At 60.5% G+C, this 26,221-nt stretch carries 20 protein-coding genes; 13 read left to right on the plus strand and 7 right to left on the minus strand.

All coding sequences use genetic code 11. The annotated features are described in order from the left end of the window. Nucleotides 1-12: 12 nt before the first annotated feature. The 3 genes from GT003_RS29305 to nirB form a co-directional block, all read right to left on the minus strand. Nucleotides 13-837: a uroporphyrinogen-III synthase gene (locus tag GT003_RS29305; RefSeq protein ID WP_161704701.1), complete on the minus strand. Its 825-nt coding sequence runs from the start codon at nucleotides 835-837 to the stop codon at nucleotides 13-15. Between the two features lie 59 nt (nucleotides 838-896). Continuing rightward, entirely contained in the window at nucleotides 897-1,226 is a 330-nt protein-coding gene (gene nirD / locus GT003_RS29310; protein ID WP_161704703.1) for a nitrite reductase small subunit NirD, read from the minus strand. A 93-nt stretch (nucleotides 1,227-1,319) separates the two neighbouring features. Further along, nucleotides 1,320-3,779, minus strand: coding sequence for a nitrite reductase large subunit NirB (nirB, locus tag GT003_RS29315; RefSeq protein ID WP_161704705.1), 2,460 nt, complete (start codon nucleotides 3,777-3,779; stop codon nucleotides 1,320-1,322). Between the two features lie 384 nt (nucleotides 3,780-4,163). Here nirB and GT003_RS29320 point away from each other — a divergent pair, with 384 nt between their 5' ends. From GT003_RS29320 to GT003_RS29330, 3 genes are all read left to right on the plus strand, one after another. Next, nucleotides 4,164-4,718, plus strand: a complete 555-nt coding sequence (locus GT003_RS29320) for an ANTAR domain-containing protein (RefSeq protein ID WP_161704707.1) — start codon at nucleotides 4,164-4,166, stop codon at nucleotides 4,716-4,718. A 347-nt stretch (nucleotides 4,719-5,065) separates the two neighbouring features. Then, entirely contained in the window at nucleotides 5,066-6,304 is a 1,239-nt protein-coding gene (locus GT003_RS29325) for a nitrate/nitrite transporter (RefSeq protein WP_161704765.1), read from the plus strand. A gap of 304 nt (nucleotides 6,305-6,608) precedes the next feature. Next, nucleotides 6,609-8,738, plus strand: a complete 2,130-nt coding sequence (locus GT003_RS29330; protein ID WP_239565912.1) for a molybdopterin oxidoreductase family protein — start codon at nucleotides 6,609-6,611, stop codon at nucleotides 8,736-8,738. A gap of 196 nt (nucleotides 8,739-8,934) precedes the next feature. Here GT003_RS29330 and GT003_RS29335 read toward each other — a convergent pair whose 3' ends face one another. Next, nucleotides 8,935-10,413: an amidase family protein gene (locus tag GT003_RS29335; RefSeq protein ID WP_161704709.1), complete on the minus strand. Its 1,479-nt coding sequence runs from the start codon at nucleotides 10,411-10,413 to the stop codon at nucleotides 8,935-8,937. A 162-nt stretch (nucleotides 10,414-10,575) separates the two neighbouring features. Continuing rightward, nucleotides 10,576-11,196, minus strand: coding sequence for a molybdenum cofactor guanylyltransferase (locus tag GT003_RS29340; RefSeq protein ID WP_161704711.1), 621 nt, complete (start codon nucleotides 11,194-11,196; stop codon nucleotides 10,576-10,578). Between the two features lie 226 nt (nucleotides 11,197-11,422). Between GT003_RS29340 and GT003_RS29345 the strand changes: the two genes are divergently transcribed. Next, complete coding sequence (locus GT003_RS29345) at nucleotides 11,423-12,013, plus strand: nitroreductase family protein (RefSeq protein ID WP_161704713.1); 591 nt, start codon at nucleotides 11,423-11,425, stop codon at nucleotides 12,011-12,013. A 641-nt stretch (nucleotides 12,014-12,654) separates the two neighbouring features. On the opposite strand, the gene GT003_RS29350 is transcribed toward GT003_RS29345, so the two are convergent. Then, nucleotides 12,655-14,313 (minus strand): glutamine--tRNA ligase/YqeY domain fusion protein, encoded by a 1,659-nt coding sequence (locus GT003_RS29350; RefSeq protein WP_161704714.1) that lies wholly within the window; start codon nucleotides 14,311-14,313, stop codon nucleotides 12,655-12,657. A gap of 61 nt (nucleotides 14,314-14,374) precedes the next feature. Continuing rightward, nucleotides 14,375-14,812 (minus strand): hypothetical protein, encoded by a 438-nt coding sequence (locus GT003_RS29355; protein WP_161704716.1) that lies wholly within the window; start codon nucleotides 14,810-14,812, stop codon nucleotides 14,375-14,377. A 203-nt stretch (nucleotides 14,813-15,015) separates the two neighbouring features. Between GT003_RS29355 and GT003_RS29360 the strand changes: the two genes are divergently transcribed. From GT003_RS29360 to GT003_RS29400, 9 genes are all read left to right on the plus strand, one after another. Further along, nucleotides 15,016-15,549, plus strand: coding sequence for a MarR family winged helix-turn-helix transcriptional regulator (locus GT003_RS29360; RefSeq protein ID WP_239565913.1), 534 nt, complete (start codon nucleotides 15,016-15,018; stop codon nucleotides 15,547-15,549). Between the two features lie 10 nt (nucleotides 15,550-15,559). Further along, nucleotides 15,560-17,320 (plus strand): ABC transporter ATP-binding protein, encoded by a 1,761-nt coding sequence (locus GT003_RS29365; RefSeq protein ID WP_161704720.1) that lies wholly within the window; start codon nucleotides 15,560-15,562, stop codon nucleotides 17,318-17,320. Next, nucleotides 17,317-19,281, plus strand: a complete 1,965-nt coding sequence (locus GT003_RS29370) for an ABC transporter ATP-binding protein (RefSeq protein WP_161704722.1) — start codon at nucleotides 17,317-17,319, stop codon at nucleotides 19,279-19,281. The genes GT003_RS29365 and GT003_RS29370 overlap by 4 nt, the downstream gene beginning before the upstream one ends. A 205-nt stretch (nucleotides 19,282-19,486) precedes the next feature. After that, nucleotides 19,487-20,902 (plus strand): spore germination protein, encoded by a 1,416-nt coding sequence (locus GT003_RS29375; protein WP_239565914.1) that lies wholly within the window; start codon nucleotides 19,487-19,489, stop codon nucleotides 20,900-20,902. 6 nt (nucleotides 20,903-20,908) lie between these two features. Next, nucleotides 20,909-22,108, plus strand: a complete 1,200-nt coding sequence (locus GT003_RS29380) for a Ger(x)C family spore germination protein (protein ID WP_161704726.1) — start codon at nucleotides 20,909-20,911, stop codon at nucleotides 22,106-22,108. Beyond that, a complete protein-coding gene (locus GT003_RS29385; protein ID WP_161704728.1) occupies nucleotides 22,105-23,190 on the plus strand; it encodes a GerAB/ArcD/ProY family transporter in 1,086 nt (361 codons plus the stop codon). Before GT003_RS29380 ends, GT003_RS29385 begins: the two co-directional genes overlap by 4 nt. Further along, complete coding sequence (locus tag GT003_RS29390; RefSeq protein ID WP_161704730.1) at nucleotides 23,187-23,390, plus strand: hypothetical protein; 204 nt, start codon at nucleotides 23,187-23,189, stop codon at nucleotides 23,388-23,390. The genes GT003_RS29385 and GT003_RS29390 overlap by 4 nt, the downstream gene beginning before the upstream one ends. Before the next feature lie 122 nt (nucleotides 23,391-23,512). Further along, on the plus strand, nucleotides 23,513-24,043 hold the full coding sequence (locus tag GT003_RS29395; protein ID WP_161704732.1) for a YceI family protein: 531 nt from the start codon (nucleotides 23,513-23,515) through the stop codon (nucleotides 24,041-24,043). A gap of 167 nt (nucleotides 24,044-24,210) precedes the next feature. After that, entirely contained in the window at nucleotides 24,211-26,049 is a 1,839-nt protein-coding gene (locus tag GT003_RS29400) for a UbiD family decarboxylase (RefSeq protein WP_161704734.1), read from the plus strand. Nucleotides 26,050-26,221 lie beyond the last annotated feature (172 nt).

The raw sequence follows: 26,221 nt of genomic DNA on the forward strand, positions 1-26,221 counted from the left end.
GCGCGTTCCTCCTTAAGCGACGTGATCTTCGGCTGCCGCACTGAAGAACTTCCGGATGGCGACCACCATGCTGCCCATTCGCTCTTCCTCCGGGAAAAGCACCCGCTCCACGCCTTCCTCATGCAGCGCCTCCGCCGACAGTTTGCCGACGGCCGCCGCCAGCACCCGGCCCGCGAACGCCTCCCGTACGGCATCCAATTTGCCCAGTTCAGCCGCGAAGCCCATGACGCAGCGCACTTGGGCGGTGCTCGTAAAAGCGACGGCGTCCACTTGACCGCGGATAATCTCGTCGAGCAGCAGGCCGACTTCGCCGTCCTCGGGCGGAAGCTGACGGTACGGCAGCAACTCCTCGCAGACGGCACCCCGGGCCGCAAGCTCGCTCGTAATCTTCGGAGCCGGATCGCCGTACAGCTGAAGCACGACAAGCCGGCCGTTCAGATCGCAGTCCCCCATGGCGCGAAGCAGGCCGGCCGTCGTGCCGTCCTCGTCGCGCACGTCCGGCGCCAGACCGAACCGGCGCAGCGCGGCCACCGTCTTGTAGCCGCGTGCCGCAATGCGCATCCGCCCGAGCGCGGCCAGGAACGGCATGAGAAGCCCCAGCCGGTCCGCCGATTCCAGCAGGGCTTCCGTCCCCGTGCCGGTCGTCAATAGAAGCCAATCCGCCGGCCGGGCGATGAGCGCCTTCAGCTGCGCCTCGATGCTCGATTCGTCCAGGTAGACCGTTCCCTGCGCCGGCCGGGATACCGCCGTGCCGCCGAATTTCGCCACCATTCTGCTGAAGTCATCCCATTTGCGCGCGCCAGTCACCGCAACGACCTTGCCTTCCAATCTCGCCATCGTCATCGCCTCCCGATCTCATCCGTCCATGCCGCCGTCCGGGTATCCTCTCGACTGCCTTAGGCCGATTCGGCCGCGTCCTTCACATACACGATCACATTGCCGTTTCCGTCCACCTCGACCTGATACGTATTCACGCATCCCTGGTCCGGCGCCTGCACGAGGCCGTCATGCAGATCAATCTTCCAATCATGCAAGGGGCAATAGACGTGATGGTCGCAGACGATGCCTTCCGAGAGCTTCCCCCGCTTATGGGGACACAGATTCTCGACCGCTTTGACCGTACCGTCGGATAATTTGAACAGGGCCAGCTCCAAACTGCCCATTCGGAAGACCCGCCCCGATCGCTCGGGTAATTCGGAAATATGCCCTGCCGCCACTCCATTCATCGCTCTTCCACTCCTTTATGCGGCGCCGTCAGCTGCGGCGGCCGCTCTCTATATATTTTGAAGCCACTATCGTGCCGTAATGGATACCGCCGCTTACTTCACGTCAGCCTGCGCGGCAGCTTCCGAGCTTCCCGTCGCCGTCAGCGCTTCGAACGCGCTGCGCAGCTCGTCGCTCTCGATGATTTGCTTCCACGGATCTTTCGTAAGCTTCAGCGTTTGGTCGATGCGAGCGTTCAGCGCGTCACGGTCTTCCTGCTTCTCCAGCGCCTTCTTGATCGTATCCAGTCCGACGCGGACGGACCATTCGCTCGTGCGCTCCATATAATTCGCCGTTTCGCGGTAGTATTGCAGGTACGCGCCGGTCCACAAGAGTACTTCCTCCTCGGTCTTGACCTTCGTGAGCAGTTCCGCCGCCCGGACGCGGGTACCGCCATTGCCGCCCACGTAGAGCTCCCAGCCGCCGTCGATCGCGACGACGCCGAGATCCTTGATCGTCGCTTCCGCGCAGTTGCGCGGGCAGCCGGATACGGCCAGCTTCACTTTATGCGGCGTATTCAGACGTTCGAATTTTTTCTCCAGGTCGACGCCCATCTTGATGGCATCCTGCGTGCCGAAGCGGCAGAACGTGTTGCCGACGCAGGTCTTCACCGTTCTCAGCGACTTGCCGTAGGCATAGCCGGACGGCATATCGAGGTCCTTCCACATGCCCGGGAGGTCTTCCTTCTTCACGCCGAGCAGGTCGATCCGCTGACCGCCGGTGAATTTGACGAGCGGCACTTGGTATTTCTCGGCCACGATCGCGATCCGCTTGAGATCCTCCGGCGTCGTCACGCCGCCGTAGATGCGCGGCACCACGGAGTACGTGCCGTCCTTCTGAATATTGGCGTGATTGCGTTCATTGACGAAGCGCGATTCCTGCTCATCCTCATGCTCTTCCGGGAATGCCATGCCCAGGTAGTAGTTCAGCGCCGGCCGGCACTTGGAGCAGCCTTCGGGATGTTTCCATTCCAGCACGTGCATGACTTCCTTCGTCGTCGTCAGGCGCATCTGCTGGATCGCGCCGACGACTTCGTCCCGGGACAGCGTCGTGCATCCGCAGATGCCTTCTTTTACCGCGGCCACTTGATCGGCGCCGAGCGTCGTCGTCAGAATCGCTTCCACGAGCGGCTTGCAGCCGCCGCAGCCGGCAGATGCCTTGGTGCAGGCTTTCAGCTCGGGGACGCTGACGCAGCCTTTCTCCGCGATGGCTTCAAGCAGCGTATCCTTCGTCACGCCGTTGCAGCCGCAGACGATTTCGTCGCCGCTCATGGCCGCCACGAGATCCGCGTCGCCCGCAGGTTCTTTGCCGCCCGCCCCGCCGGAAGGGCCGAACAGGACCTCTTTCTCTTTCCCCGTGTAGTCCTTCCCACTGCGGATCGCCGAGAACAGCTTGGAGCTGTCGCTCGTATCGCCGAACAGCACCGCGCCCACGACTCTGCCATTCTCGAAAACAACCTTCTTATATATACCGTCCAATTCGTCCTGGACGCGAAGCGCCTTCGTGCCGGGTTCATCCGTGTAGCGTCCCGCCGAGAAGACGTTGACGCCGGATACTTTGAGCTTTGTCGACAAAACCGAGCCATGATAGCCGTCGCTCTCCACGCCGGCCAGCCTTTTGGCCAAGACAGCGCCTTGTTCATACAACGGGGCTACGAGTCCGTAGGCCACGCCTCGATGCTCCACGCACTCCCCGACCGCGTAGACGTTCGGGATACTCGTTTCCATATAATCGTTCACTACGATGCCGTCGTTCACCAAGACGCCGCCGGCGCTCGCGAGCTGCGCATTCGGCCGGATACCGATCGCCATCACGATCAGATCGGCTTCCTCGTGCGTGCCGTCCTTGAACGTCAGTCCCGTGACGCGCGCTTCGCCCGTAATGGAAGCGGACTGTTTAGCCAGCAGGAACTTCATCCCCTGGCCTTCCAGCTCCGCCTGCAGCATGCGCGATGCCGTCTCGTCGAGCTGCCGGTTCATCAGACAAGGACCGTTATGGACGACGCCGACCTCCATGCCGAGATTAAGCAGCCCCCGCGCCGCTTCGAGACCGAGCAGGCCCCCGCCGATCACGATGGCCTTCCGGTAATGCTTGGCGGCTTCCATCATCGTCTCGCAGTCTTTGATGTCGCGGAATGCGATGACGCCTTCCTTGTCGGCTCCCGGAATCGGCAGCATGAACGGCAGGGATCCGGTCGCGAATACCAGCTCGTCGTATGCGAGCGTCTCCCCGGTTTTCGTGGACACCGTCCGCCGCTCCGCATCTACCCCGACCGCCTCATGCCCGGCCAGCAGCGTGATGCCGTTATCTCGGTACCAATCCCAATCGTTAAGCACAATATCATTCATGCTGGCGTCGCCCGCAAGAACGGACGAGAGCATGATACGGTTATAGTTCGGATGAGGCTCCGCTCCGATGATGGAAATGTCATACCGGTTCGGGCTCAGCTTCAGCAGCTGTTCGACGAAGGACACGCCGGCCATACCGTTTCCAATCATGACGAGTTTCTTTTTCATGGCGATCTCTCCTATATCGTAAAGTAATGATGAGACTTGCTGCCTGCGCTGATCATGCGCCGCGCCGTGCTGCCCGGAAATCAGAAAAAGCCCATCCCCGCGTCAAAGAGAAGAAGACGCATGAGATAGGCTCCGTTGCCAGATCGTAGAGGCACGCCATTGTGCCGTCGAATCGAATATCTTGACTCGATTATAGTTCGTAATCAGATATATGTCAACTATCTTGACACGTAATGGGGCATTGTTTCATAATACTACCAGTAGCTTCTTTTTATCAGCCGGTTTATCGTGTCATTAACGTTAGGTTACATTACATTTCAATCTATACACCCCATTCCTACCCAACAATATGGAACCCCAGCCCCGTCCAGTGAGGTGATCATCGTGAAATCCATTCTTTTGCTCGAAAAAGGAAGACCTCCCATCTCCCTGCACAGCCTGCAGCAGAACTGCAAGACGCTTCACCGGGCGGCGAACGCGGAGGAGGCTCGGAAGTTCGTCGGCGATGCGGAAGTCGTCGTGCTCCATGTTCCGATGGATGCGCTGCAAGGGTGGCAGTCCACGATTGCCGGCATGCGGCGCGTGCCGACGCTGTGGCTGTGCACGGACGGCGCGATACCCAAAAACATCGACTGGGGCTACACGCTCGACGGCGTCCTCTTCGGTTCCATGAACAGCCTCGAGATGAACGTGGCGCTGGGCTGGGGACAACGAGTCTTCCAACAGCGCAAGCGCTGGGCGGAAGAACGCGAGCAGCTGATGCAGCGGATCGAGGAACGCAAGTGGATCGATCAGGCAAAGGCCGTACTCTGCGAGATCAAAGGAATCAGCGAGTCGGAGGCCTATGATTTCCTCCGCAAGCAGGCGATGAACGAGCGCAAGCGGATCGGCGACGTATCCGCCTCGATCGTGAAAGTCTACCAGCTCATTCACGGCTGAGGCGAATGATTGGCTGCGAAATGGACCTCTTTATTTTTTGTGTCAGCTATCTTGACATGTGGTTTCATCCGCCACTATAATGCAAACTAAGATCACAAAGATGTGTATCGAACGACGTTAAATCGGCAAGCACACCGACGTGCTGCCGATGGCAATGAGGCCGTATTGCAGTTTCCCCAACTGCGATGCGGCCTTTTATTGCTTTACGCACGGCTGCGGCAGCGCGGCACTCGAGTGAACGGCCCTTATGCATGCACCGGACGCGGATCGTCCTTCCGCTGCCTTGCAGTCCACAGAGAGAGAAGAACGAATAAATTCGGAGATTCGGAGAGGAGTTTTACAATATGATGGACCGTAAAAGTTTCTTGAAGAGCGGGCACGCCCCCTCGCTGCTGAGCGCCTTCCTGTATTTCGATTTGAGCTTCATGGTATGGTCGCTGCTCGGCCCGCTTGCCGTGGTCATTATGAGCGACTACCCGATGGATGCCGCGCAAAAGGCGAACCTAGTCGCCCTGCCCGTCCTCGGCGGATCGGTGCTGCGGCTCGTGCTGGGCTACCTGACGGACGTGATCGGCGCGAAGCGCACGGGTCAAATGGGCCTTCTTCTCACCATGGTTCCGCTCGTCTGGGGTTGGCAATTCGTCGATTCGCTAAATGAGCTGTATGCCGTCGCGCTCATGCTGGGTATCGCCGGTGCCTCCTTCGCCGCGGCCCTGCCCCTGGCGAGCCGCTGGTACCCGCCGAAATACCAAGGCCTCGCGATGGGCATCGCGGGAGCCGGCAACAGCGGCACCGTGTTCGCGACGCTGTTCGCGAACCGGATCGCGCAGCACTACGGCACCTGGCATGTCGTGTTCGGTTTTGCCCTAATCCCGATCGTAATCGTGTTTATCGTCTTCTCCATCCTGGCGAAGGACAGCCCGAACCAACCCGCTCCGCGCAAGCTCTCGGATTACGGCGCCGTGCTGAAGCAGCGCGATACCTGGATGTTCTGCATCTTCTACGCCGTCACGTTCGGCGGCTTCGTCGGCATGGCGAACTATTTGACCATCTTCTTCAACACCCAGTACGGCCTGAGCCCGGTGCGGGCCGCCGACTTCGCCACGCTCTGCGTCATCGCCGGCAGCTTCTTCCGGCCCGTGGGCGGCTGGCTGGCCGACCGGGTCGGCGGTCTCCGCATGCTGATGCTGCTGTACGGCGTCGTCGCCATCATGATGGGCTGCATCTCGACGCTCCCCGTGCTGCCGGTCATGATCGTGCTGCTGTTCATCGGCATGATGGCGCTCGGCATGGGCAACGGCTCCGTGTTCCAGCTCGTCCCGCTCCGCTTTCAGAACGAGATCGGCATCGTGACCGGCATCGTGGGCGCCGCGGGCGGGCTCGGCGGCTTCTTCCTGCCGAAGATTCTCGGCAGCCTGAAGCTGTCCTCCGGCTCGTATACGCCGGGCTTCCTGATCTTGAGCGGCGTGGCGCTCGTCTGCATCGTCCTGATTGTGGCTATCCAAGGCGCGTGGAAGAGAACATGGATCGGCAGCGGCGGCAAAGCCCGCGTCGATGCGAACGTGCAGGGAAGCGCCGCTTCCTAACGGCTTGGATCGACGCGAAGAAGCTTGGATTCGCGGACTGAAGTTTGCCACAGACAGGCAGATGAACGGACAGACGGATGCCCTGTACGACAAGCCGATGCATGGGCTGACTAGCGGATGATTGGGTCGCAGAGTCGAAATTCGATTCGACTTGCTGCTTCTTAGGCGCAATAAGCCGATCGGGCAGACGGTTTAGACAGATGCGCTTACCTTTGGAGTTCGGAGGACTGCCCCCGGCGGCGTCCTCATGCCGAATCTCCACATGCTGTACCTTGAAATGCTAACTCGGACTGGAGGAGTCGCCATGAACGCTGTCCTTCCGCTTGCGGCCGATCCGGCCTTGGCACGCATCCGCACGCACTGCTGCTTCTGCAGCATGCAGTGCGGAATGGAGCTGCTCCCTGCTGCCGGCGGACTCGGCTTCGACATCAAGCCGAGTCCGGACTTCCCCGTCGCTACGGGAAGGCTGTGCCAGAAAGGGCTGAACGCGCTTGGCCATGTCGTTCATGAAGAGCGGCTGCTGGCGCCGCAGCGCCGGGCAGGCGCAGCCTTACCGGGAGCCCCTTGGCAGCGGGCCGGTTGGGAAGAAGCATTGGACGGCATCGCCGCTTCCATCCGCTCGATTCAAGAGCGGCACGGCGCCGACGCCGTCTCCGTCTTCGGCGGCGGTTCGCTCACGAACGAGGTCTGCTACCTCCTCGGCAAATTCGCCCGCGTCGCCCTCCGGTCCAAATACATCGACTACAACGGCAGGTACTGCATGTCCTCCGCGGCCGCCGCGCAGGTTCGCGCCTTCGGCATCGACCGGGGCATGAGCATACCGCTCGACGACCTGCAGATGGCCGACTATATTATTTTGGCCGGCACCAATATCGCCGAATGCCAGCCGACGATGGTTCCCTATCTGCTCGCCGCGAAGAAGCGCGGAGCCAAGATCGTCACGATCGATCCCCGGCAGTCCATGACCGCCAAGCTTGCGGACATCCACGTCTCGCTGCAGCCGGGCTTCGACTCCGTGTTCGTCAACGGCCTCCTTCACGTCATCCTGAGCGAGAACCTCTACGATGCCGCTTTTGTCGACGCGCATACGACTGGCTTAAATGACGTTCGCGAGGCGGTCAAAGGCTTCTCCCCGGACACGGTCGCCATGTACACGGGCATCCCGCTCGAAGTCATTCGGACGATCGCCCGCGGTTTCGCCCGCGCCCAAACCGGCGTCGTTCTGACCGCCCGCGGGCTCGAGCAGCAGGTCAACGGGATGGAGCACACGCTCAATTACATCAATCTCTGCCTGCTGACCGGCAAAATGGGCCGTCCCGGCTGCGGCTTCGGCCCCGTCACGGGTCAAGCCAACGGACAGGGCGGCCGCGAGCACGGCATGAAGGCGGACCAGCTGCCCGGCTATCGGTCGATCGAGGATCCCGAAGCGCGGCGGCACGTCGCCGGCGTCTGGGGCGTCGATCCGAACGACCTGCCGGGCAAAGGCGTATCCGCCTACGAGCTGTTCGGCAAAATCCTGGACGGCGAGATCAAGGCCATGATCGTGCTCGGCTCCAATCCGCTCGTCTCGAGCCCCAACAACGCCCGCGTGGCGGAAGCGCTGCAGAAGCTGGAGCTGCTCGTCGTCGTCGACCTGTTCGCCACGGAGACCGCCGCTTATGCGCACTGGCTGCTGCCGGGCTCATCTTTTCTGGAAGCCGAGGGCACGCTGACGAACCTGGAGGGCCGGGTCTTCCACCGGCCGCGCGCGCTTCGGACGCCCGGCGAGGTCATGGAAGATTATCGGCTGATCTCCGCTTTGGCCGACCGTTTGGGATTCGGCGAGTCGTTCCGGTACGAATCGCCGGAGGCCGTCTTCGACGAGCTCGCCCGGGCCAGCTCGGGCGGACCCGCCGATTACGGCGGCATGAGCTATGCGCGAATCAAAGAAAAGCATGGCCTCTACTGGCCCTGCCCTTCCGCGGACCATCCCGGCACGCCGCGCATGTTCGAGAACGGCGCATATCCGACGGCGACCGGCCGCGCCAAGCTGCACGGCATCGCCCCGCAAAAGCCCGCCGAGACGACCGACCGCGAATATCCGTTCATTCTGACGACCGGCCGGCTCGGCAATCACTACCTGAGCGGCGCGCAGACGAGGCGCACGGCGGCGCTCTTGAAGAAAGCGCCGTTCCCCGTGGCAGAGATTCACCCCTCCGCCGCGGAGCGAATCCTGCTCCGGCCGGGCGACCGCATCCGGCTCACCACCAGGCGCGGCTCCATGGTGTTCGACGTGAAGGTCGTGCCGGATATTCATGCGACGACGATTTTCGTGCCATTCCACTGGGGCGGCGAGCATGGTATCAACCTGCTGACGAGCGATGCGCTGCATCCCGTCAGCCGGATGCCGGAATTCAAAATCTGCGCCGTCCGTATCGAGCGTGAAGCCCCGTAGCGCTGCGCCAAAGCCCGACCGGCCACAGTCTGACCCGGACTGGCGGCGCTATCCCAAACAGAAATCCCCGCCATGGCCATCAGCCATGAGCGGGGATTTTCGTGTACGCAATTTCATTTTTATTTTCAACTTTATTTTTATTTTCAATTTTATTTTCAACTGCATGTACGATTCCATTTACGCGGAGCCAGTCCATTCAATCGATAAAGCTCTGAAGCGAAGGCGGCCTCCGGAACTTCGTGCCCTGCTCGAAGGCATAGGCGAGGCGGATCAGCTTCGGTTCCTCGTAGGCCCTCGCCGTGAACGCGACGCCGAACGGCGGGCCGGCCGCCGTGTAGCCCGCCGGCACGGCGACGGACGGGTAGCCCGCGCGGGCCGCAAACCGCGAACCGAAGTCCGCAGGGAACAATACCGCGTCCAAGCGATGCTCCTGCATCACCGCATCGATGCCCTCGTCCTTGCACAACCGGATGTCCGTCGCCCGGTCTTGCAGATAGCGAACGTCGGTTAACGTGCCGGACGAATGGAACTCCGCATTAATCAGCGTCTTCTGTCCGTACTTCAACGTCTCCACCGGATGCTCGTTATTAAACGCGATGATCGCCTTGAGCGTGCGCATCGGGGCGCCTGGGCCGAGCTTCGAGAGGTAGGCGTTCAGGGAGGCTTTGAATTCGTTCAGCAGCACCGTCGAGTAGGCAATGGTTCGGGCCGTCGCGATATTCGCCGGATCGACGATCGTCGCGCCCATATCCCGCATGATCCCGACCGCCCGGTCGAAGATCGCCAGCTGTTCCTCGGTCAATTCTTCGAAGAAATAATCCCGCGGAACGCCGATTCTCGCGCCTTGCAGCCCGTCTTTATCGAGGAACGCGGCGTAGTCCGCCGGTTGCTTGCCGATGCCGCCGCCCATCGCCGCGTCGCGGTCGTCGTAGCCCGTCATTGCCTGCAGCATCAACGCGGCGTCCGTGACCGTTCGCGCCATCGGCCCCGGAGTGTCCTGCGAGTTGGACAACGGAAGAATGCCCGTCCGGCTGAGCAGTCCGACCGTCGGCTTGATGCCGACGACCGAGCACAGGTTGCTCGGATTCAGAATCGAGCCCGACGTCTCCGTGCCGACGGCCGCCGCGCAGAAGTTCGCCGCGACCGCGACGCCCGATCCCGCGCTCGAGCCGCCGGTAGGCGTAGAGATGTTGTACGGGTTCATCACCTGGCCGCCGCGGGAACTGTACCCGGAGGGCATGCCTTCGGTCATCATGTTGGCGAATTCCGTCATGTTGGCTTTGCCCAGAATGACGGCTCCCGCATCCCGCAGCCGCTTCACGATAAAAGCATCCTCCGGCGCGTAGCTGTCGGCCAAGGCAAGCGAGCCGGCGCTCGTCGGCATTTTGTCGCCGGTATCGACGTTGTCCTTGAGCAGGACGGGGATGCCATGCATAGGACCGCGCGGTCCCTGCAATTCGCGTTCACGATCCATCGCTTCCGCGATGAACAGCGCGTCGGGATTGACGGAGAGCACGGAATTGAGCAGCAATCCGCCTTTGTCATGGTCCGCGATTCGTTTCAAATAACCCAGCACCAATTGCTTGGAAGTCAACTCACCACTAGCGAACGCCGCCTGCATGTCGGCGATCGTCGCCTCTTCGATGTCGAATGCCACGCTATCACCTATTTCCATTTCTTTCAATTTTACTATAGCTTCGCAGTCTTGTCCCTTTATTCCTTGTTGTGCAGGGGATCGTCCGCCGTCGTATCGATTACGAGAAAAAAGGGACCTGCCCTTGTCCAAAACAAGGGCAAGTCCTCGCAGCGGAGACGAGCTCCGAACCAGGTCCCCCGGTCAGTCGCGATTGCCGCGCAGATGAACATACCGCTCATAAAGCTCCGGCGTGTTCAGGTTAATGAACGCCTCTTCTTCGCCCGCGGCCGGCTCCAGCTCGACCGTAAGCAGCGCGTTCAGCAGCGGCATGACGCGCAGGTCTCCCCGCTCTAACCGCCGCTCCAGTTCCTCGGCCGCGCTCGTATGATAGAGCGCATGGAAGGGCTGCAGCGCCGTCCGGACGAGCTGCGGACGGCTCGCCGATTCCTCTGCCGCCCTTCCCATTCGCGCGAACAACGTCTCCGAGATCACCGGCATGTCGCAAGCCATAGCGAAGCCGTATCCGGGCTCGGGCATCGCGCTCAGTGCGGCATGCAGACCAGCAAGCGGTCCGCAGTCCGGGAAGCGATCGGCCGTCAAGCCGACGGTTCCATGCAACCCTTGGAGCAGCGTGCGGTATTCGCGTCCGCGCTCCTCCGTGCCGCAGGCGACGATAATGCGCCGCACGCCCAGCGCCAGCATTCGTTCCGCCAAGTGCCGCAGCAGCGGCTTGCCATCCACCGGCAGCAGCGCCTTGTTGCTCCCCATCCGCGCACTCCGTCCTCCGGCAAGAATGATGCCGGTTATCGCCTCTGCTTCCATGCCCGATCGCTCCCTTCCGCTCCGCTGTTTCTTCCAGTATAGTGGGCGTTGAAAGGAATGTGAAGGAAGCTTACAAGCTTGCAGGCATGCCTGTCCGGAATGCGGAGTCCGGCCGCGTCTGCACGCTTTTTGCAGGAAGAGACATACCCCTTATGGAAATACTAGGTGCTAGAGTTGCCCGCTTGTCCACGGCTGAATACAAGATTGACGGAGAGGATGAATTCAAATGGCATTGAAAGAAATCATCAAAGGACGCCGCTCCATACGCAAGCTGACCAATTCGCCGGAGGTACCTCGCTCGCAGATCGAGGAGGTCATCAAGCTCGCGCTGCATGCGCCGTCGGCCTTCAATATGCAGAGCGGACGGCTCGTCGTGCTGACCGGCAAGAACCACGAACAGCTGTGGAGCATCGTCACCGAGACGCTTCGCGCGCACGTGCCGCCCGAGAAATTCGGTCCGACGGAAGCGCGCATGAACGGATTCAAAGGCGGCGCCGGCACGGTGCTTTTCTTCGAGGACCAAGAGACGGTCAAGGCAACGCAGGAGAAATCATCGCCCTCCTATCAGATGCATTTCCACAACTGGTCGCATCAGGGCAGCGCCATTCTCCAGTATGCCATTTGGCTCGGTCTGACCGAGCAAGGCCTGGCCGCTTCGCTGCAGCACTATAATCCCATCATTGACGAGAAGGTCGGCCGGGAATGGGGCATTCCCGCATCCTGGTCGCTCGTCGCCCAGATGCCGTTCGGACGGGCGGCGGAAGAGCCGGGACCGCGCACCTTCCTGCCGTACGAGGAAGTCGTGAAGTGGCATTAACGCCAGTAAGCGGCGCCCAACGTGGCCGTCAAGACAAGTGTCTGACCGGCGTAAGCGCGGGCTTGGTACGGATAACCGGGTTACTGAGGGCATAATCGGATTTCTCAAGCGCACTTATCCAAAGCAAGTCGGGCTTTTCGATTGATTCGGCCCCGTACGCCAGTTTCGTATCCATGCCATGTATGCAGAGGAACGGCGTCGGGGCCTTTCCCGTCCTTCAACAGATAGCTAGCATAGGCCACCGTTATTACTCGAACCTGCAGCCCATATGCCGAACCTACCACCATCATCGCGCGTGCCTGCAATTGACGCGCCGAACCTGCACATGCCGCTCCTTTGGCATGCATGCCCTCTTACGCTTCAACCCCTCAACAATTAAAAATAAGTGCAAATCTGCAACTATTATTCCAAAACGCCCTTTCCATATCGCAAATAAGTGCAAATCTGCAACTATCTCAAGTGAAAGGGCTCCCATGGGCTCGTAAGGGAGGAAATAGTTGCAAAAACGCACTTATTTCATTTTAATCGTTCATTTGGCTGGGAATAAGTGCAGAATTGCACTTATTTTGGGTAAAGTAGATCCAACCCGTATCCCCGCAGCACAAAAAAGGCCGCCCCAACGGGACGGCCCTCCTCAACCCTCAAGCTTTCGGATCGAACGAGCTCTTCAGCGATACGATGCGGTTGAACACGATACGGTCGGCATTCGAATGCTTCGGATCCACGTTGAAGTAACCGTGGCGGAAGAATTGGAATTTGTCCTGACCTTTCGCATCCTTCATGTTCGGCTCGACGAAGCCTTGCAGCGCCGTCAGCGAGTTCGGATTGATGCGGTCGAGGAAGTCCTTGTCGGAATCGCCTTCTTCTTCGGTCAATAGCGGTTCGAACAGACGGAATTCCGCCGGTACGGCTTGCGAGGCCTCGACCCAGTGGATCGTGCCCTTGACCTTGCGGCCGGTGAAGCCGGATCCGCTCTTCGTCTCGGGATCGTACGTGCAGCGCAGCTCGACGACATGACCGTCCGCGTCCTTGACGACCTCTTCGCACTTAATGAAGTACGCGTTCTTCAGACGCACCTCGTTGCCCGGGAACAAACGGAAATACTTGCTCGGCGGGTTCTCCATGAAGTCGTCCTGCTCGATGTAGATCTCGCGGGAGAACGGAATTTGGCGCGTGCCCATCTCTTCATTCTCGGCGTTGTTCTCGGCATCCAGCAGTTCCGTTTGGCCCTCAGGGTAGTTCGTGATGACGACCTTCAGCGGTTGAAGCACGGCCATCGTACGCGGCGCCTTCAGCTTCAGATCCTCGCGGATGAAGAACTCCAGCAGCCTTTCGTCGACGACGCTGTAAGCGCGGGCAACGCCGATCTCGCGGCAGAACGCGCGGAGCGATTCCGCCGTGAAGCCCTTGCGGCGAAGGCCGCTGATCGTCGGCATGCGCGGATCGTCCCAGCTCTCGACGACGCCTTTATCGACGAGCATTTTGAGATATCGCTTGCTCATGATGGTGTTCGTTACGTTCAGCCGGGCAAACTCGTACTGATGCGGCGTCGCTTCCATCTCGCATTCGGCGACGACCCAATCGTACAGCGGACGGTGATCCTCGAATTCCAGCGTACAGATGGAATGCGTCACGCCTTCGATGGCGTCGCCGAGCGGATGCGCGTAGTCGTACATCGGATAGATGCACCATGCGTCGCCCGTCCGGTGATGATGGGCATGCGCAATGCGGTACAGCGCCGGATCGCGCAGGTTGATGTTCGGCGAAGCCATGTCGATCTTGGCGCGGAGGATGCGTTCGCCGTCCTTGAACTCGCCGGCGCGCATGCGCGCGAACAGGTCGAGGTTCTCTTCGACGCTGCGGTCGCGGCTCGGGCTGTTTTGACCGGGCTGCGTGAGCGTGCCGCGCATTTCCCGCATTTGCTCGGCGGTCAGGTCGTCGACGTAGGCTTTGCCTTTCTTGATCAGCAGCACCGCGCGCTCGTACATTTCTTCGAAATAATCGGAAGCAAAACGAAGATCGTCCCACTCGAATCCGAGCCAGCGGACGTCCTCCTGGATCGCTTCCACGTATTCGGTATCTTCTTTTACGGGATTCGTATCGTCAAAACGCAAATTCGTCCTGCCCTTGAACTCGTCGGCAAGCTCGAAATTCAGACAAATGGATTTGGCGTGGCCGATGTGCAGATAACCGTTCGGTTCCGGCGGAAAGCGGGTTACGACTTCGCCGACCTTGCCGGACTGCAGGTCGTCACTCACGATATTCTTGATAAAGTTAGAGGATGATGTCTTATTCTCCATAACGACCAACCTTTCCCAGTGAAAATCTTTATCCTACTATCATACACAATTTTAGGTCTCTTTATAAATAGCAATCTTGTTTCCAAGGCCTTAATCGCGCATAGAGGAAGTCGAGGGTCAAAGGCTTTTGGAGGAAGGCGGCTCCATGCGAGTACTGAAAGCTGCACCTTGGCAAGTGCGGAAAGCTGCTCCACGGCAGCTTTTTCAGCCGAAGCGACCTAGGTAGGCTCCGAAAGCTGCATCTCAGCAGCTTATTCAGCCAGTTCAGCCTCGGCGGGCACCAAAAGCTGCATATCAGCAGCTTTTCTGCCAATTCAGCCTCGGCGGGCACCAAAAGCTGCATATCAGCAGCTTTTCCAGCCGGATCGGTCTCGGCAGGTGCCGAAAGCTGCACCCCAGCAGCTTTTCCTGCCGGATCGGCATCGGCGGGCACCAAAAGCTGCATATCAGCAGCTTTTTCAGCCGGATCGGTCTCGGCGGGCTCCGAAAGCTGCACCATGGCAGCTTTGCCTGCCGAACCGGCCTCGGCGGACTCCTGCCCGCCTTCAGAACTCCCCTAGCCGCTCCCAACCGTTGCATTACACCACCCTAACTCCCCTGCCGCCGCGGCATATCCCCGCAAAAACCCGCTTGACATTCTTTTCCCATTTCATATACTTAGGTTAGCTAATGAAATTACTTTTTGTGAAGGAGCAACATGCAATGCAGGATGAACATAACCACCCCCCGCCCGCCGCGCACGAGCTGATGCGCGCTTTGCGCAATCTTCGGCAGCTGCCTTGGAACGGCCGCAATCCGATCGAGAACTGCACGCCGAGCGAGACGATGACCTTGTTCAGCATTCGCAGGGCGACCGAAGGGAATTCGACCGGCGTCAAAGCATCCGAGCTGAGCAGCATGCTGAACGTCGCATCGCCTACGATTACCCAGAGCGTCAACCTGCTCGTCGCCAAAGGCTTGCTCCAGCGAAACGCCGACCCGCATGACCGCCGGGCCGTCCGCATCACGCTGACGGAGGAAGGCGAGCGGCTGACCGGACTGGCGCATGCCGCGATGCAGGAGCGCATGACCGCGCTCGTCTCCCATCTCGGCTCCGATCGCGTGCATCTGCTGGTCGAGCTGCTGAATGACGTCGCCGCTTTCTACCAAGACGGCGAAGGCGGTTCGAAATCCGGGGACGAGACTCTGTTCAAACCCGGCTGCAACGCCCCCACACACAATCCCAAAGGAAGGTGATTAAGGTTCTATGATGAAGCTGCTGCGTCTGTTGAAACCGTACCGCGTGCTCGTCTCGTTCGTTCTGCTGTTCGTGTTCCTGCAATCGCTGTCTGACCTCTATCTGCCGACGCTGCTCGCCGACATCGTCGATAAAGGCGTTGTCCAAGGCGACAACCCGTACATTTGGAAAATCGGCGGTTTCATGCTGCTTATCGCGCTCGTCGGCGGTCTCTGCTCCATCGGCGCCAGCTATTTGTCCGCCAAGTCGGCGGGCGGCTTCGGACGCGATCTGCGCAGCCGCGTCTTCGCGCATGTCGAGAAATACTCGCTGCATGAATTCGATCAAATCGGCACCGCCTCGCTCATTACTCGAACGACCAACGATATTACGCAGGTCCAGCAGGTCCTTATGATGATGATGCGGGTCATGGTCGCCGCCCCGATGATGTGCTTCGGCGGGATCATCATGGCCTTGTACAAGGACGCCCATCTCTCCCTCATCATCATCGCGATCGTGCCGATTCTGGCGCTGGTCATTCTCGGCGTCGTAAGCCGGGGCGTGCCGCTGTTCAAGGTCATGCAGGTCAAGATCGACAAGCTGAACCTCGTGCTGCGCGAGAACCTGACCGGGATTCGGGTTATCCGTTCATTCAACCGCACCAAGCATGAGCAAGGCCGCTTCAACGATGCCAACATGGACCTGACGGATACGGCCATCAAAGTCAACCGGATCATGGCTACGCTGATGCCGGTCATGATGCTCGTCATGAACTTCGCCAGCTTGTTCATCATTTGGTTCGGCGGCCTCCGCATCGAGAGCGGCAACATGCAGGTCGGCGACTTGATGGCCTTCATCCAATACGCATGGCAGATTATGTTCGCCCTGATCTTCGCGTCCATGATGTTCGTCATGATTCCGCGCGCATCGGCTTCCGCAACGCGGATCAACGAGGTACTGAACACCGTTCCGGACATTTACGATCCGGCCGGGATACCGCGCCGCGCAAATGCTTCCGATTCCGCCGCCGGCTTGCCTTCCGTCTCGAGCGGGGAGCTGGCGTTCAACAACGTCTCCTTCCATTACCCCGGAGCCGAGATGCCGGCACTCTCCGACATCTCGTTCACGGCAAGCGCAGGCGAAGTGACGGCCATTATCGGCGGCACGGGCTCCGGCAAATCGACGCTGATTAATCTCATCCCGCGCTTCTACGACGTCTCGGGCGGCAGCATAACGGTCGGCGGCGTGGACGTGCGCGAGATGACGCAGGAGTCGCTGCGCGCCGGCATCGGACTGGTGCCGCAGAAAGCCGTCCTCTTCACCGGCTCGATCGCGGACAACATCCGCTTCGGCAAGTCGGACGCCACGGACGAAGAGCTCCGGCACGCCGCCGAAGTGGCGCAGGCATACGATTTTATTTCCGAGATGAAGGAAGGATTCGACGCTCCGATCGCCCAGGGCGGCACGAACGTCTCCGGCGGCCAGAAGCAGCGGCTCTCCATCGCGAGAGCGCTCGTCCGCAGGCCGTCCATCTATTTGTTCGACGACAGCTTCTCGGCGCTCGACTTCAAGACCGACGCCAAGCTCCGCGCCGCGCTCCGCAGCGAGACGACGGAAGCCACCGTCCTCATCGTCGCCCAGCGGGTCAGCACCGTCATGGACGCCGACCGAATCATCGTCTTGGACGACGGCCGGATATCCGCGATCGGCACGCACCGCGAGCTGCTGCAATCGTCGACCGTTTACCGCGAAATCGTGACGTCACAGCTGTCAGAGGAGGAGATCGCATGAGCGAGCAACAAAAAGGCCCTGCAGGCGGAGCTCCGGGCCAGCGCCCCGGCGGACCCCCGGCGGGCGGCATCGGGTTCGGCCCAGGCGGCGGACGCGGCGGTCCGGGAGGCATGATGGGCATGCCGGTGCAGAAGGCCAAGGACTTCAAGGGTACGCTCCGCCGTTTGACGGGCTACCTGCGGCCGCATCGGTTCGCGCTTTTGATCGTGCTGCTGACTGCCGTCCTCAGTACCGTCTTCTCCATCCTCGGCCCGAAAATCCTGGGCAAGGCGACGACGAAGCTGTTCGAAGGCCTTATGGGCAAACTGAACGGAACGCCGGGCGCGGAGATCGATTTCGGCTACATCTGGCAAATTCTCGCCCTTCTTGGCGTGCTCTACATTATCAGCGCCTTGTTCAGTTTCATCCAACAGTACGTCATGGCGAGCGTAGCGCAGAAAACCGTCTACGGCCTGCGCAAGGACGTGAACGAGAAGCTCGAGCGCCTGCCGCTCAAGTTCTACGATTCCCGTACGCACGGGGAAATTCTAAGCCGCGCCGTCAACGACGTCGACAACATCAGCGGCACGCTGCAGCAAAGCTTGACGCAGTTCATCACGGCCGTCGTCACGCTCGTCGGCGTCATCGTCATGATGCTGACGATCAGCTGGATCATGACGCTCATCACGATCGTCACGCTGCCGCTGAGCTTCATCGCGATCAAGATGATCGCTAAGCGCTCGCAGCTGTATTTCAAGGGGCAGCAGAAGGCGCTCGGCGAGCTGAACGGCCATGTCGAAGAGATGTACACCGGCCATAATATCGTCAAAGCCTTCGGCCACGAGAAGAAATCCGTCGGCAAATTCAACGAAGTGAACGAGCAGCTGTACGAGTCCGGCTGGCGCGCGCAGTTCGTCTCCGGCATGATCATGCCGATCATGGGCTTCATCGGCAATATCGGGTACGTTCTCGTCAGCGTGGCCGGCGGCATTCTCGTGCTGCACGGCCGAATCAGCATCGGCGACGTACAGGCGTTCATCTCCTATTCGCGCCAGTTCGCGATGCCCATTACCCAGACGGCGCAGATCGCCAACATCATTCAATCGACGATCGCGTCGGCAGAACGGATCTTCGAGCTGCTGGACGAGGAAGAGGAAGTGCCGGAATCGGCGCATCCGGTCGCGCTCGCGGCCGGCGGGAACGGCGCCGCTGCGGGGGCAGCCGCCAAGGTACGTGGCGACGTCAGCTTCAACCATGTGCAGTTCCGCTACAAAGAAGATACGCCGCTCATCGAGGATATGGACATTCACGTCCGCTCCGGCCAAATGATCGCCATCGTCGGCCCGACCGGCGCCGGCAAAACGACCTTGATCAATCTGCTCATGCGCTTCTATGAGCTGAACGGCGGCAGCATCACGATCGACGGCGCGGCGCTGACTGATCTGAAGCGCGGAGACCTGCGCAGCCTGTTCGGCATGGTGCTGCAGGACACGTGGCTGTTCAACGGCACGATTCGCGACAACATTGCCTACGGACGCAACGGCGCGACCGAGGAAGAGATCGTGGCGGCCGCCCGCGCGGCGTACGCGGACCACTTCATTCGCACGCTGCCCGAGGGCTACGACACGGTGCTGAACGAAGAAGCCTCCAACATCTCGCAGGGGCAGAAGCAATTGCTGACCATCGCCCGTGCCATTCTGGCGGATCCGGCGATTCTCATCCTCGACGAGGCGACGAGCAGCGTCGATACGCGGACCGAGATTCACATCCAGCAAGCCATGAACGAGCTGATGGAAGGCCGCACGAGCTTCGTCATCGCGCATCGCTTGTCCACGATCCGCGACGCCGATCTCATTCTCGTCATGAACCACGGCACCGTCATCGAGCAGGGCACGCATGAAGAACTGCTCGCCGCGGGAGGCTTCTACGCCGACCTGTACGAAAGCCAGTTCAGTCAGAAAAAGGCGCAGGACGTCAGCTAGCAAGCCGATCGCACGCAGGATTAAGGCCCTCCCCAGTCAAGCTCAGCTTGATTGGGGAGGGCCTTTTGGTCGCCGACGCAAAACGGCCGACGCCCGGCAGCGACTTCGCCAATTTTCCCCCGAGAGCTGTCCCCCATGCATAACAAGGAAAAAGCTGGATATTATAAGCACGATCGTCAAGTCTCGCCCGTGTCAGGAGATGGCCATGGAATTATTCTACTTCGAGCAGCTTCTCTCGCACGCCGTCGCGCGGCAGCCGGATTTCAGAATCCAGCGCCTGTTGGTCGATGCCGATTATCCGGTCGCAATCTGCTACCTGGAGACGCTGATCGACAAGGCACAGCTTCAGCAAACGGTGCTGCTCCCGCTGATGGACATTCGTTTCGATGGGGAAATGGAAAGCGGGGATAAAGTACAATTCATCCGAGGCAAGCTCGCCGGCGCTCCTCCTATAGAAGCGCCCGCAGCAGCTGCCGATGCGCTGGTATCCGCCATTCTGGAGGGTAACTGCATCGTGTTCCTCCGCGATAATAACGGCTTCGCGCTCGATATCGGGGAGGCGAAGCACCGCGGCATTCAAGAGCCCAAGTCCGAGAAGACGGTCCGAGGCCCCGGGGAAGCGTTCACGGAGGATGTCATGACGAACGTCTCCCTGATCCGAAACCGCATCAAGACGCCGCAGCTCGCATTCGAGGCCTTCGAGATCGGTACGCTTACCAAGACGAAGGTGCTGATGGCTTATATCGAAGGTAAAGCCTCTCCGGAGCGGATCGCCGCGTACCGTGAACGGCTTAGCCGGATTCAGACGGAAGCCGTTCTCGAGGGCGCCAACGTCGAAGAATGGATCGAGGAGAAGCAGCTCACGCCCTTCCCCCGCGTCCTTAACACGGAGAGGCCCGACGTGCTCAGCGCGCATCTGATCGAGGGCAAGATCGCCATCCTGGCCGACGGCTCTCCCGACTGCTTAATCGTGCCGGTGACGTTCTTCCAATTCTTCATCAGCGCCGAGGATTACTACCAGCCGCCGCTGTTCGCCACGCTGCTGCGCTGGCTGCGGTTGCTTGCCTTCGTGCTTGCGGTCTACACGCCGGGCATGTACATCGCCCTGACCAACTACCGGCAGGAGATGATTCCGTCCGCTCTGCTCGTTAATCTCGCCGCGCAGCGGGAGGGCGTGCCCTTCCCCGCGTTCGTGGAGGCGATTATCATGCTCGTCATGTTCGAGCTGCTCCGGGAGGCCGGCATCCGGATGCCTTCCGTGACCGGCCAGGCGATCTCCATCGTCGGGGCCGTCGTGCTCGGACAAGCCGCCGTCGAGGCGGGGCTGGTCTCGGCGGCGATGGTCATCGTCGTCGGCATCACGGCGATCGCGAATTTCGTGACGCCCTCGTTCACGTTCGGCATGGCGCAGCGCGTCCTTCAATTCGCGTTCATGGTGCTGGCCGTCGGTCTCGCGCTGTTCGGCATGTTCTGCGGTACGCTGCTGATGGCCATCCACCTGGTCTCGCTGAAAACCACGGGCGAGCCTTATCTGACGCCGCTCGCGCCCGCCAAACCGTCCGACTTCAAAGATTCGCTGTTCCGCGTCCCTTGGTACGATATGAAAAACCCAAAGAGGTAGGTTCCGATGATAACGATGCTCCGCCGCGGGCTGATCCTGCTCGCCGTCCTGACCGCCCTGCCCCTGCAGGGCTGTGCCGACCATAAGGAAATCAACGAGCTCGCCCTCGTCGACATGGTCGGCGTCGACGAACGCGAGGACGGCACGAAGCTCGCATATTACCAGATCGTCAATCCGAACGGCGTGGCCAGCTCGAAGACCGGGGGCTCCCGCTCGCCGATCTATACGTTCGCGTTCAAGGGCAAGAGCTGGGCCGAATTCTCCAGCAACGCCTCGAGCACGATCCCGCGGAAGCTGTTCATCAGCCACTTTCAGGCGTACATCGTATCGGAGCGCTTGGCTAAGAAAGGCCTCGGCGAGCTGCTTAATTTCCTCGAAAGCGATCCGACGCGCCGCATGGCGACGAGCGTCTTCATTGCGAAGGGTTCCGTGCGGGATATCATGGACACGTACGTGCCGCTGGCGCGCAGTCCCGGGAATGAGCTTCGCAGCATCCACGAGCTCCAGGCCAAGCTGACAGGCCGGGCAGACCGCGACTCGCAGGTGAAGACGCTGGTCGAGAATTATGAAGACGGCAGCCTCGCCTTCGTCTCCAACATCTCGCTGTCGGGCGGCGAGCCCTTCGACACGACCAAGCGCTATGAGACGATCGAGGGCAACCGGGGAAATTTCACGCTGTCGGGCGCCTCCATCATCCGCCAGGGACGCTGGATCGGCGAGCTGAAACCGGAGCAGCTGTCCACGCTGCTGCTCGTGCTCGGCAAGGAACGCGCCCTGATCGAGGATATCGTCCTCAGCAAGGGAGCGTCCGCCCAGCTCGAGATGCTGGTTAGGCCCCGGATCGAACGCCGGCTGTCGCTAAAGGACGGCAAACCGGCTCTCCGCGTCATCGTGAAGCCGAAGCTGAAGCTGATGTCGATCAACGCGGCGGGCAAAATCGACTCCGTCATGCTGCGCCGGCTCGAGCGGCTGTTCAACCAACGGCTGGAGGGCCGGATCGGCGCGCTCCTCGCCGAAGCCAAGGCGAAGCAGTGGGACCTGCTCGGCATCGGCAGGCAGATTGGCCGCCGGTCCGGATCGCGGTGGGCGGCTGCCAAGCGCGATCCCAACGCCTGGCGGGAGGCGGAGGTCTCCGTCTCCGTCCGCTCGTCCATCGTCAAAACGGGCGTTCTGCTTACGCCTTACGCGGGAGGCTCGGCGCCATGAACGATACGACCGTCACGATGAGACAATTCCATATTATCGTCGTCTTCACGACGCTCAGCACCGCCTTCTTCCTACTGCCCTCCTCGTTGATCGCGGACGCGAAGCAGCATGCCTGGCTCGTCCCGCTCTGGACCGGGGCGGCGGGGATCGCAAGTACGCTGCCGTGGATCTATTTGGCCCGCCGGCATGCCCGCCTGAATCTGATGCAGATCAACGAGCGCATCCTCGGCCGCCCCTTCGGCAAGCTCGCGAATCTAATGCTCCTTTTCCATATGGTGATCGTCTGCGCCTGGGTGCTCAACAACCTCGACGATTTCATGACGACGACGCTGATGCAGCAGACCAAGGAATGGGTGTTCGATGCCGCCTTCCTCTTCACCGCCCTGTACGCCGCGCAGAAAGGAATCACGGCCATCGCCCGGACGGCGGAGCTGTTTGCGCCGATGCTGATCGCGATGTTCTCCGTCTTCTTCGTGCTCGCGGTGCACAGCTGGGACTGGTCCCAGTTCGCGCCGGCGGCGGAATTCGATTGGAGCGGCATCCTGCGCAAGCCGAGCTACATGATCGCTTTCCCGTTCATGGACGGATTCATGTTCGTCATGATATTCCCGTACATCAAGGAAAAGGCGGGCGCGAACTATGTCAAATGCGCGGCCGCGGGCGCTCTGCTGCTGTCGCTGATCACCTTCATCGTCACGGGAGTGCTGGGCGTCTCCCGCGCGCCGCACGTTACGTTTCCGCTGTTCGTCATGGCGCAGGAGCTGATGATCAGCTCGTTCCTCGAGCATATGGAGGCGACCATCGCCATCCTCTGGTTCGCGCTCGTGTTCGTCAAACTGTCTTTCACGTTTTACTGCGCTATCACCGGCATCGCCCAAACCTGCGGCATGCGCAGCGGCGGCTTGATCGCCGTACCGCTCGCCATCTTGATTGTCGGCTTCGCGCAGAGCATGCACCGGAATCTGATCGAAAACTTGGAGTGGCTAGCCCGCTATCTGCTGCCATATTACTCCCTGAACACGTTAGCCCTGCCGCTCCTGCTCATTGCCGTAGATCTCATCCGAAGGAGGAGAGCCGCGTGACGCCGCTCCTGCTTGCCATCCTCGTCACGGCTGCCCTGTTCATCCATTACGGGAAGCAGCGGCGGCCCTTGAAGGACATGCTGCTGCTTGCCGCCTTGTCGCTCGCCGGCATCGCGCAGTTCGCGCTTCTGATCGTCGACAAGCCGGTCCGACTGCCCGCCCTTATAGCGGCGGTCATCGACGTGCTCGGCTTCGCCTGACGCCGGACGGGCCAGAAAACTCCTGGGAACAAAAGGATTGACAGCCTCCAAATTCATACCTATACTTACTATAGATTATTAAGTTTATTACTTAATGTAACTAATTAATTGGAGGTTTTTCCATGTCCAAGTCCAAATGGCTCATCGACGCCACGCACAGCAGCGTAGATTTCACGATCAAGCATATGATGATTGCGAAAGTCAAAGGCGCTTTCCATGAATTCAGCGCGGAAATCGAAGCGGATCCTAACGATCTGACGACGGCCAACATTCAGTTTACCGTAGCGCTCGCAAGCATCGATACGCGCAATGCGGACCGCGACAATCACCTCCGTACCGGCGATTTCTTCGATATCGAGAACTACCCGACCATGACGTTCCAATCGACGTCGATCGTAAAGACCGACGACGGCGAATACGACGTGACCGGCAACGTCACCCTCCGCGGTCTGACGCGTCCCGAGACGTTCCAAGTGACATACGAAGGCAGCGGCAAAGACCCATGGGGCAACGAAAAAGCCGGCTTCAGCGCGAAAGGCGCCCTCAAACGCAGCGAATTCGGCCTGACCTACAATGCCGTTCTCGAAACGGGCGGCGTCCTGATCGGCGACGAAGTGAAATTCACGATCGAATTGGAAGCCGTGAAAGCCTAAACGCCGGCATTGGTTTCATAGAATAGAGAAAAGGCCTTGCGGGCGTCAGCGACCGCGGGGCTTTTTTGCCGTTCTGTATTTTCGTTCCGATGCGGTTATAATGGACGTAGCTTAGAAATTCACGAAATTACAGCCTGCCAGATCGGCTGATCGGTTAGGAGTCGTTTATGGTTTATCGTAGCTTAGAAGAATGCGTGGAAGATCTCGAGAGGCACGGCCACCTGGTCCGCATCCGCGAAGAAGTGGATCCTCACTTGGAAATGGCCGCCATTCATATGAAAGTGTTCGAGGCAGGCGGTCCCGCCCTGCTGTTCGAGAACGTCAAAGGTTCGAAATTCCGGGCCGCGTCCAATCTGTTCGGCACCGTCGAACGCAGCAAATTCATCTTCCGAGATACGTGGGCATCCGTCCAGAACGTGATCGCCCTGCGCAACGATCCCATGCAGGCGCTCAAGAACCCGTTCAAGCATCTCGGCTCCGGGATGGCCGCCAAGAACGCGCTGCCCGCGAAGAAGTCGGGCGGGGCTCCCGTCGCGCTCCAGGAAATCCGCATCTCCGACCTGCCGCTGATCAAGCACTGGCAGGGAGACGGCGGCGCCTTCGTCACTTTGCCGCAAGTCTACTCCGAGGATCCGGACAAGCCCGGCATCATGAATTCCAACCTCGGCATGTACCGCATTCAGCTGAACGGCAATGACTATGAGGCAGACAAGGAAGTCGGCGTGCATTTTCAAATCCATCGCGGCATCGGCATCCATCAGGACAAAGCGAACCGCCGCGGCGAACCCCTCAAGGTCAGCTGCTTCATCGGCGGTCCTCCGGCGCATACGCTGTCGGCCGTCATGCCGCTGCCGGAGGGCATGAGCGAGCTTACATTCGCAGGCCTGCTGTCGGGGCGGCGCTTCCGCTACAGTTATATCGACGGCTTCTGCATCAGCAACGACGCCGACTTTGTCATCACGGGTGAGCTTCATCCCGGCGAGACGAAACCCGAGGGACCGTTCGGCGATCATCTGGGCTATTACAGCTTGACGCACGAATTCCCCGTCATGCGCGTGCACAAAGTATATGCCCGTCCCGGCGCCATCTTCCCGTTCACCGTCGTCGGCCGTCCGCCGCAGGAGGATACCGCATTCGGCGCGCTCATTCACGAGCTGACGGGCGATGCCATCAAGCAGGAGATCCCGGGGGTCAAGGAAGTCCACGCGGTTGACGCCGCAGGCGTCCATCCCCTGCTCTTCGCGATCGGCAGCGAGCGCTATACGCCCTACCAACGGGTGAAGCAGCCGGCCGAACTGCTTACCCTCGCCAACCGGATTATGGGTACGGGGCAGCTAAGCCTGGCCAAGTACCTGTTTATCGCGGCGGAGGACAAGCAGCCGCTCGACACGCATGATGTCCAAGGGTTCCTGACGCATGTGCTGGCCCGAATCGATCTTGGGCGGGATCTGCATTTTCAGACGAACACGACGATCGACACGCTCGATTATTCCGGCACCGGCCTCAACAGCGGCAGCAAAGTGGTCTTCGCCGCGGTCGGCGAGCCCGTCCGCGAGCTGTGCCGCGCGGTTCCCGAAGCGCTGCAAGGGCTCCCAGGAATCGCGCAGGCCAGCCTGGTCATGCCGGGCATCGTCGCGCTCCAAGGCGGCGCGTTCGAAAGCTACGAGGCGGCGCAGCGCGAGCTGAACGAGCTGTGCGAGGCCATTCGCGCGAGAGGCCCGCTGGCGGACTGCCCGATGATCGTGCTGTGCGACGACAGCCGCTTCTTAAGCGAGACGCTGAATAACTTCCTGTGGGCAACCTTCACGCGGAGCAACCCGTCGCACGACATTCACGGCGTGAACAGCCGTTACGACTTCAAGCACTGGGGCTGCGACAATGTTATCATCGATGCCCGCATCAAGCCGCATCAAGCGCCGCCGTTGATTCCGGATCCCGAGGTCGAGCAGCGCATCCAGCGGCTGTTCGCCCCGGGCGGCAGCCTGAGCGGCGTGCGGCTGGGATAGACGGCGGCAGACGAGCAGGTGTTGTTCGACACCGGCGCACGCCTGGTGGCGTGAGGCTGGGGTAGACTGCGGCAGACGGACAGGCGGTTGTTCGACCCGGGCGCACGCCTGGCGGCAGACAGGAGCGCCGCTCCCCCTGGCGATAGCCCGAGCGGCAGACGGGAGTGCCGCC

The organism is Paenibacillus sacheonensis, from assembly GCF_009909195.1.
Taxonomy (GTDB): domain Bacteria; phylum Bacillota; class Bacilli; order Paenibacillales; family Paenibacillaceae; genus Paenibacillus_Z; species Paenibacillus_Z sacheonensis.

Bases quoted from the DNA above. Each gene is read 5' to 3' on its own strand.
- GT003_RS29305 (WP_161704701.1), bottom strand. From the start codon at position 837: ATGGCGAGATTGGAAGGCAAGGTCGTTGCGGTGACTGGCGCGCGCAAA.
- nirD (WP_161704703.1), bottom strand. From the start codon at position 1,226: ATGAATGGAGTGGCGGCAGGGCATATTTCCGAATTACCCGAGCGATCG.
- nirB (WP_161704705.1), bottom strand. From the start codon at position 3,779: ATGAAAAAGAAACTCGTCATGATTGGAAACGGTATGGCCGGCGTGTCC.
- GT003_RS29325 (WP_161704765.1), top strand. From the start codon at position 5,066: ATGGACCGTAAAAGTTTCTTGAAGAGCGGGCACGCCCCCTCGCTGCTG.
- GT003_RS29330 (WP_239565912.1), top strand. From the start codon at position 6,609: ATGAACGCTGTCCTTCCGCTTGCGGCCGATCCGGCCTTGGCACGCATC.
- GT003_RS29335 (WP_161704709.1), bottom strand. From the start codon at position 10,413: ATGGAAATAGGTGATAGCGTGGCATTCGACATCGAAGAGGCGACGATC.
- GT003_RS29340 (WP_161704711.1), bottom strand. From the start codon at position 11,196: ATGGAAGCAGAGGCGATAACCGGCATCATTCTTGCCGGAGGACGGAGT.
- GT003_RS29345 (WP_161704713.1), top strand. From the start codon at position 11,423: ATGGCATTGAAAGAAATCATCAAAGGACGCCGCTCCATACGCAAGCTG.
- GT003_RS29350 (WP_161704714.1), bottom strand. From the start codon at position 14,313: ATGGAGAATAAGACATCATCCTCTAACTTTATCAAGAATATCGTGAGT.
- GT003_RS29355 (WP_161704716.1), bottom strand. From the start codon at position 14,812: ATGGTGCAGCTTTCGGAGCCCGCCGAGACCGATCCGGCTGAAAAAGCT.
- GT003_RS29360 (WP_239565913.1), top strand. From the start codon at position 15,016: ATGCAGGATGAACATAACCACCCCCCGCCCGCCGCGCACGAGCTGATG.
- GT003_RS29365 (WP_161704720.1), top strand. From the start codon at position 15,560: ATGATGAAGCTGCTGCGTCTGTTGAAACCGTACCGCGTGCTCGTCTCG.
- GT003_RS29370 (WP_161704722.1), top strand. From the start codon at position 17,317: ATGAGCGAGCAACAAAAAGGCCCTGCAGGCGGAGCTCCGGGCCAGCGC.
- GT003_RS29375 (WP_239565914.1), top strand. From the start codon at position 19,487: ATGGAATTATTCTACTTCGAGCAGCTTCTCTCGCACGCCGTCGCGCGG.
- GT003_RS29380 (WP_161704726.1), top strand. From the start codon at position 20,909: ATGATAACGATGCTCCGCCGCGGGCTGATCCTGCTCGCCGTCCTGACC.
- GT003_RS29385 (WP_161704728.1), top strand. From the start codon at position 22,105: ATGAACGATACGACCGTCACGATGAGACAATTCCATATTATCGTCGTC.
- GT003_RS29395 (WP_161704732.1), top strand. From the start codon at position 23,513: ATGTCCAAGTCCAAATGGCTCATCGACGCCACGCACAGCAGCGTAGAT.
- GT003_RS29400 (WP_161704734.1), top strand. From the start codon at position 24,211: ATGGTTTATCGTAGCTTAGAAGAATGCGTGGAAGATCTCGAGAGGCAC.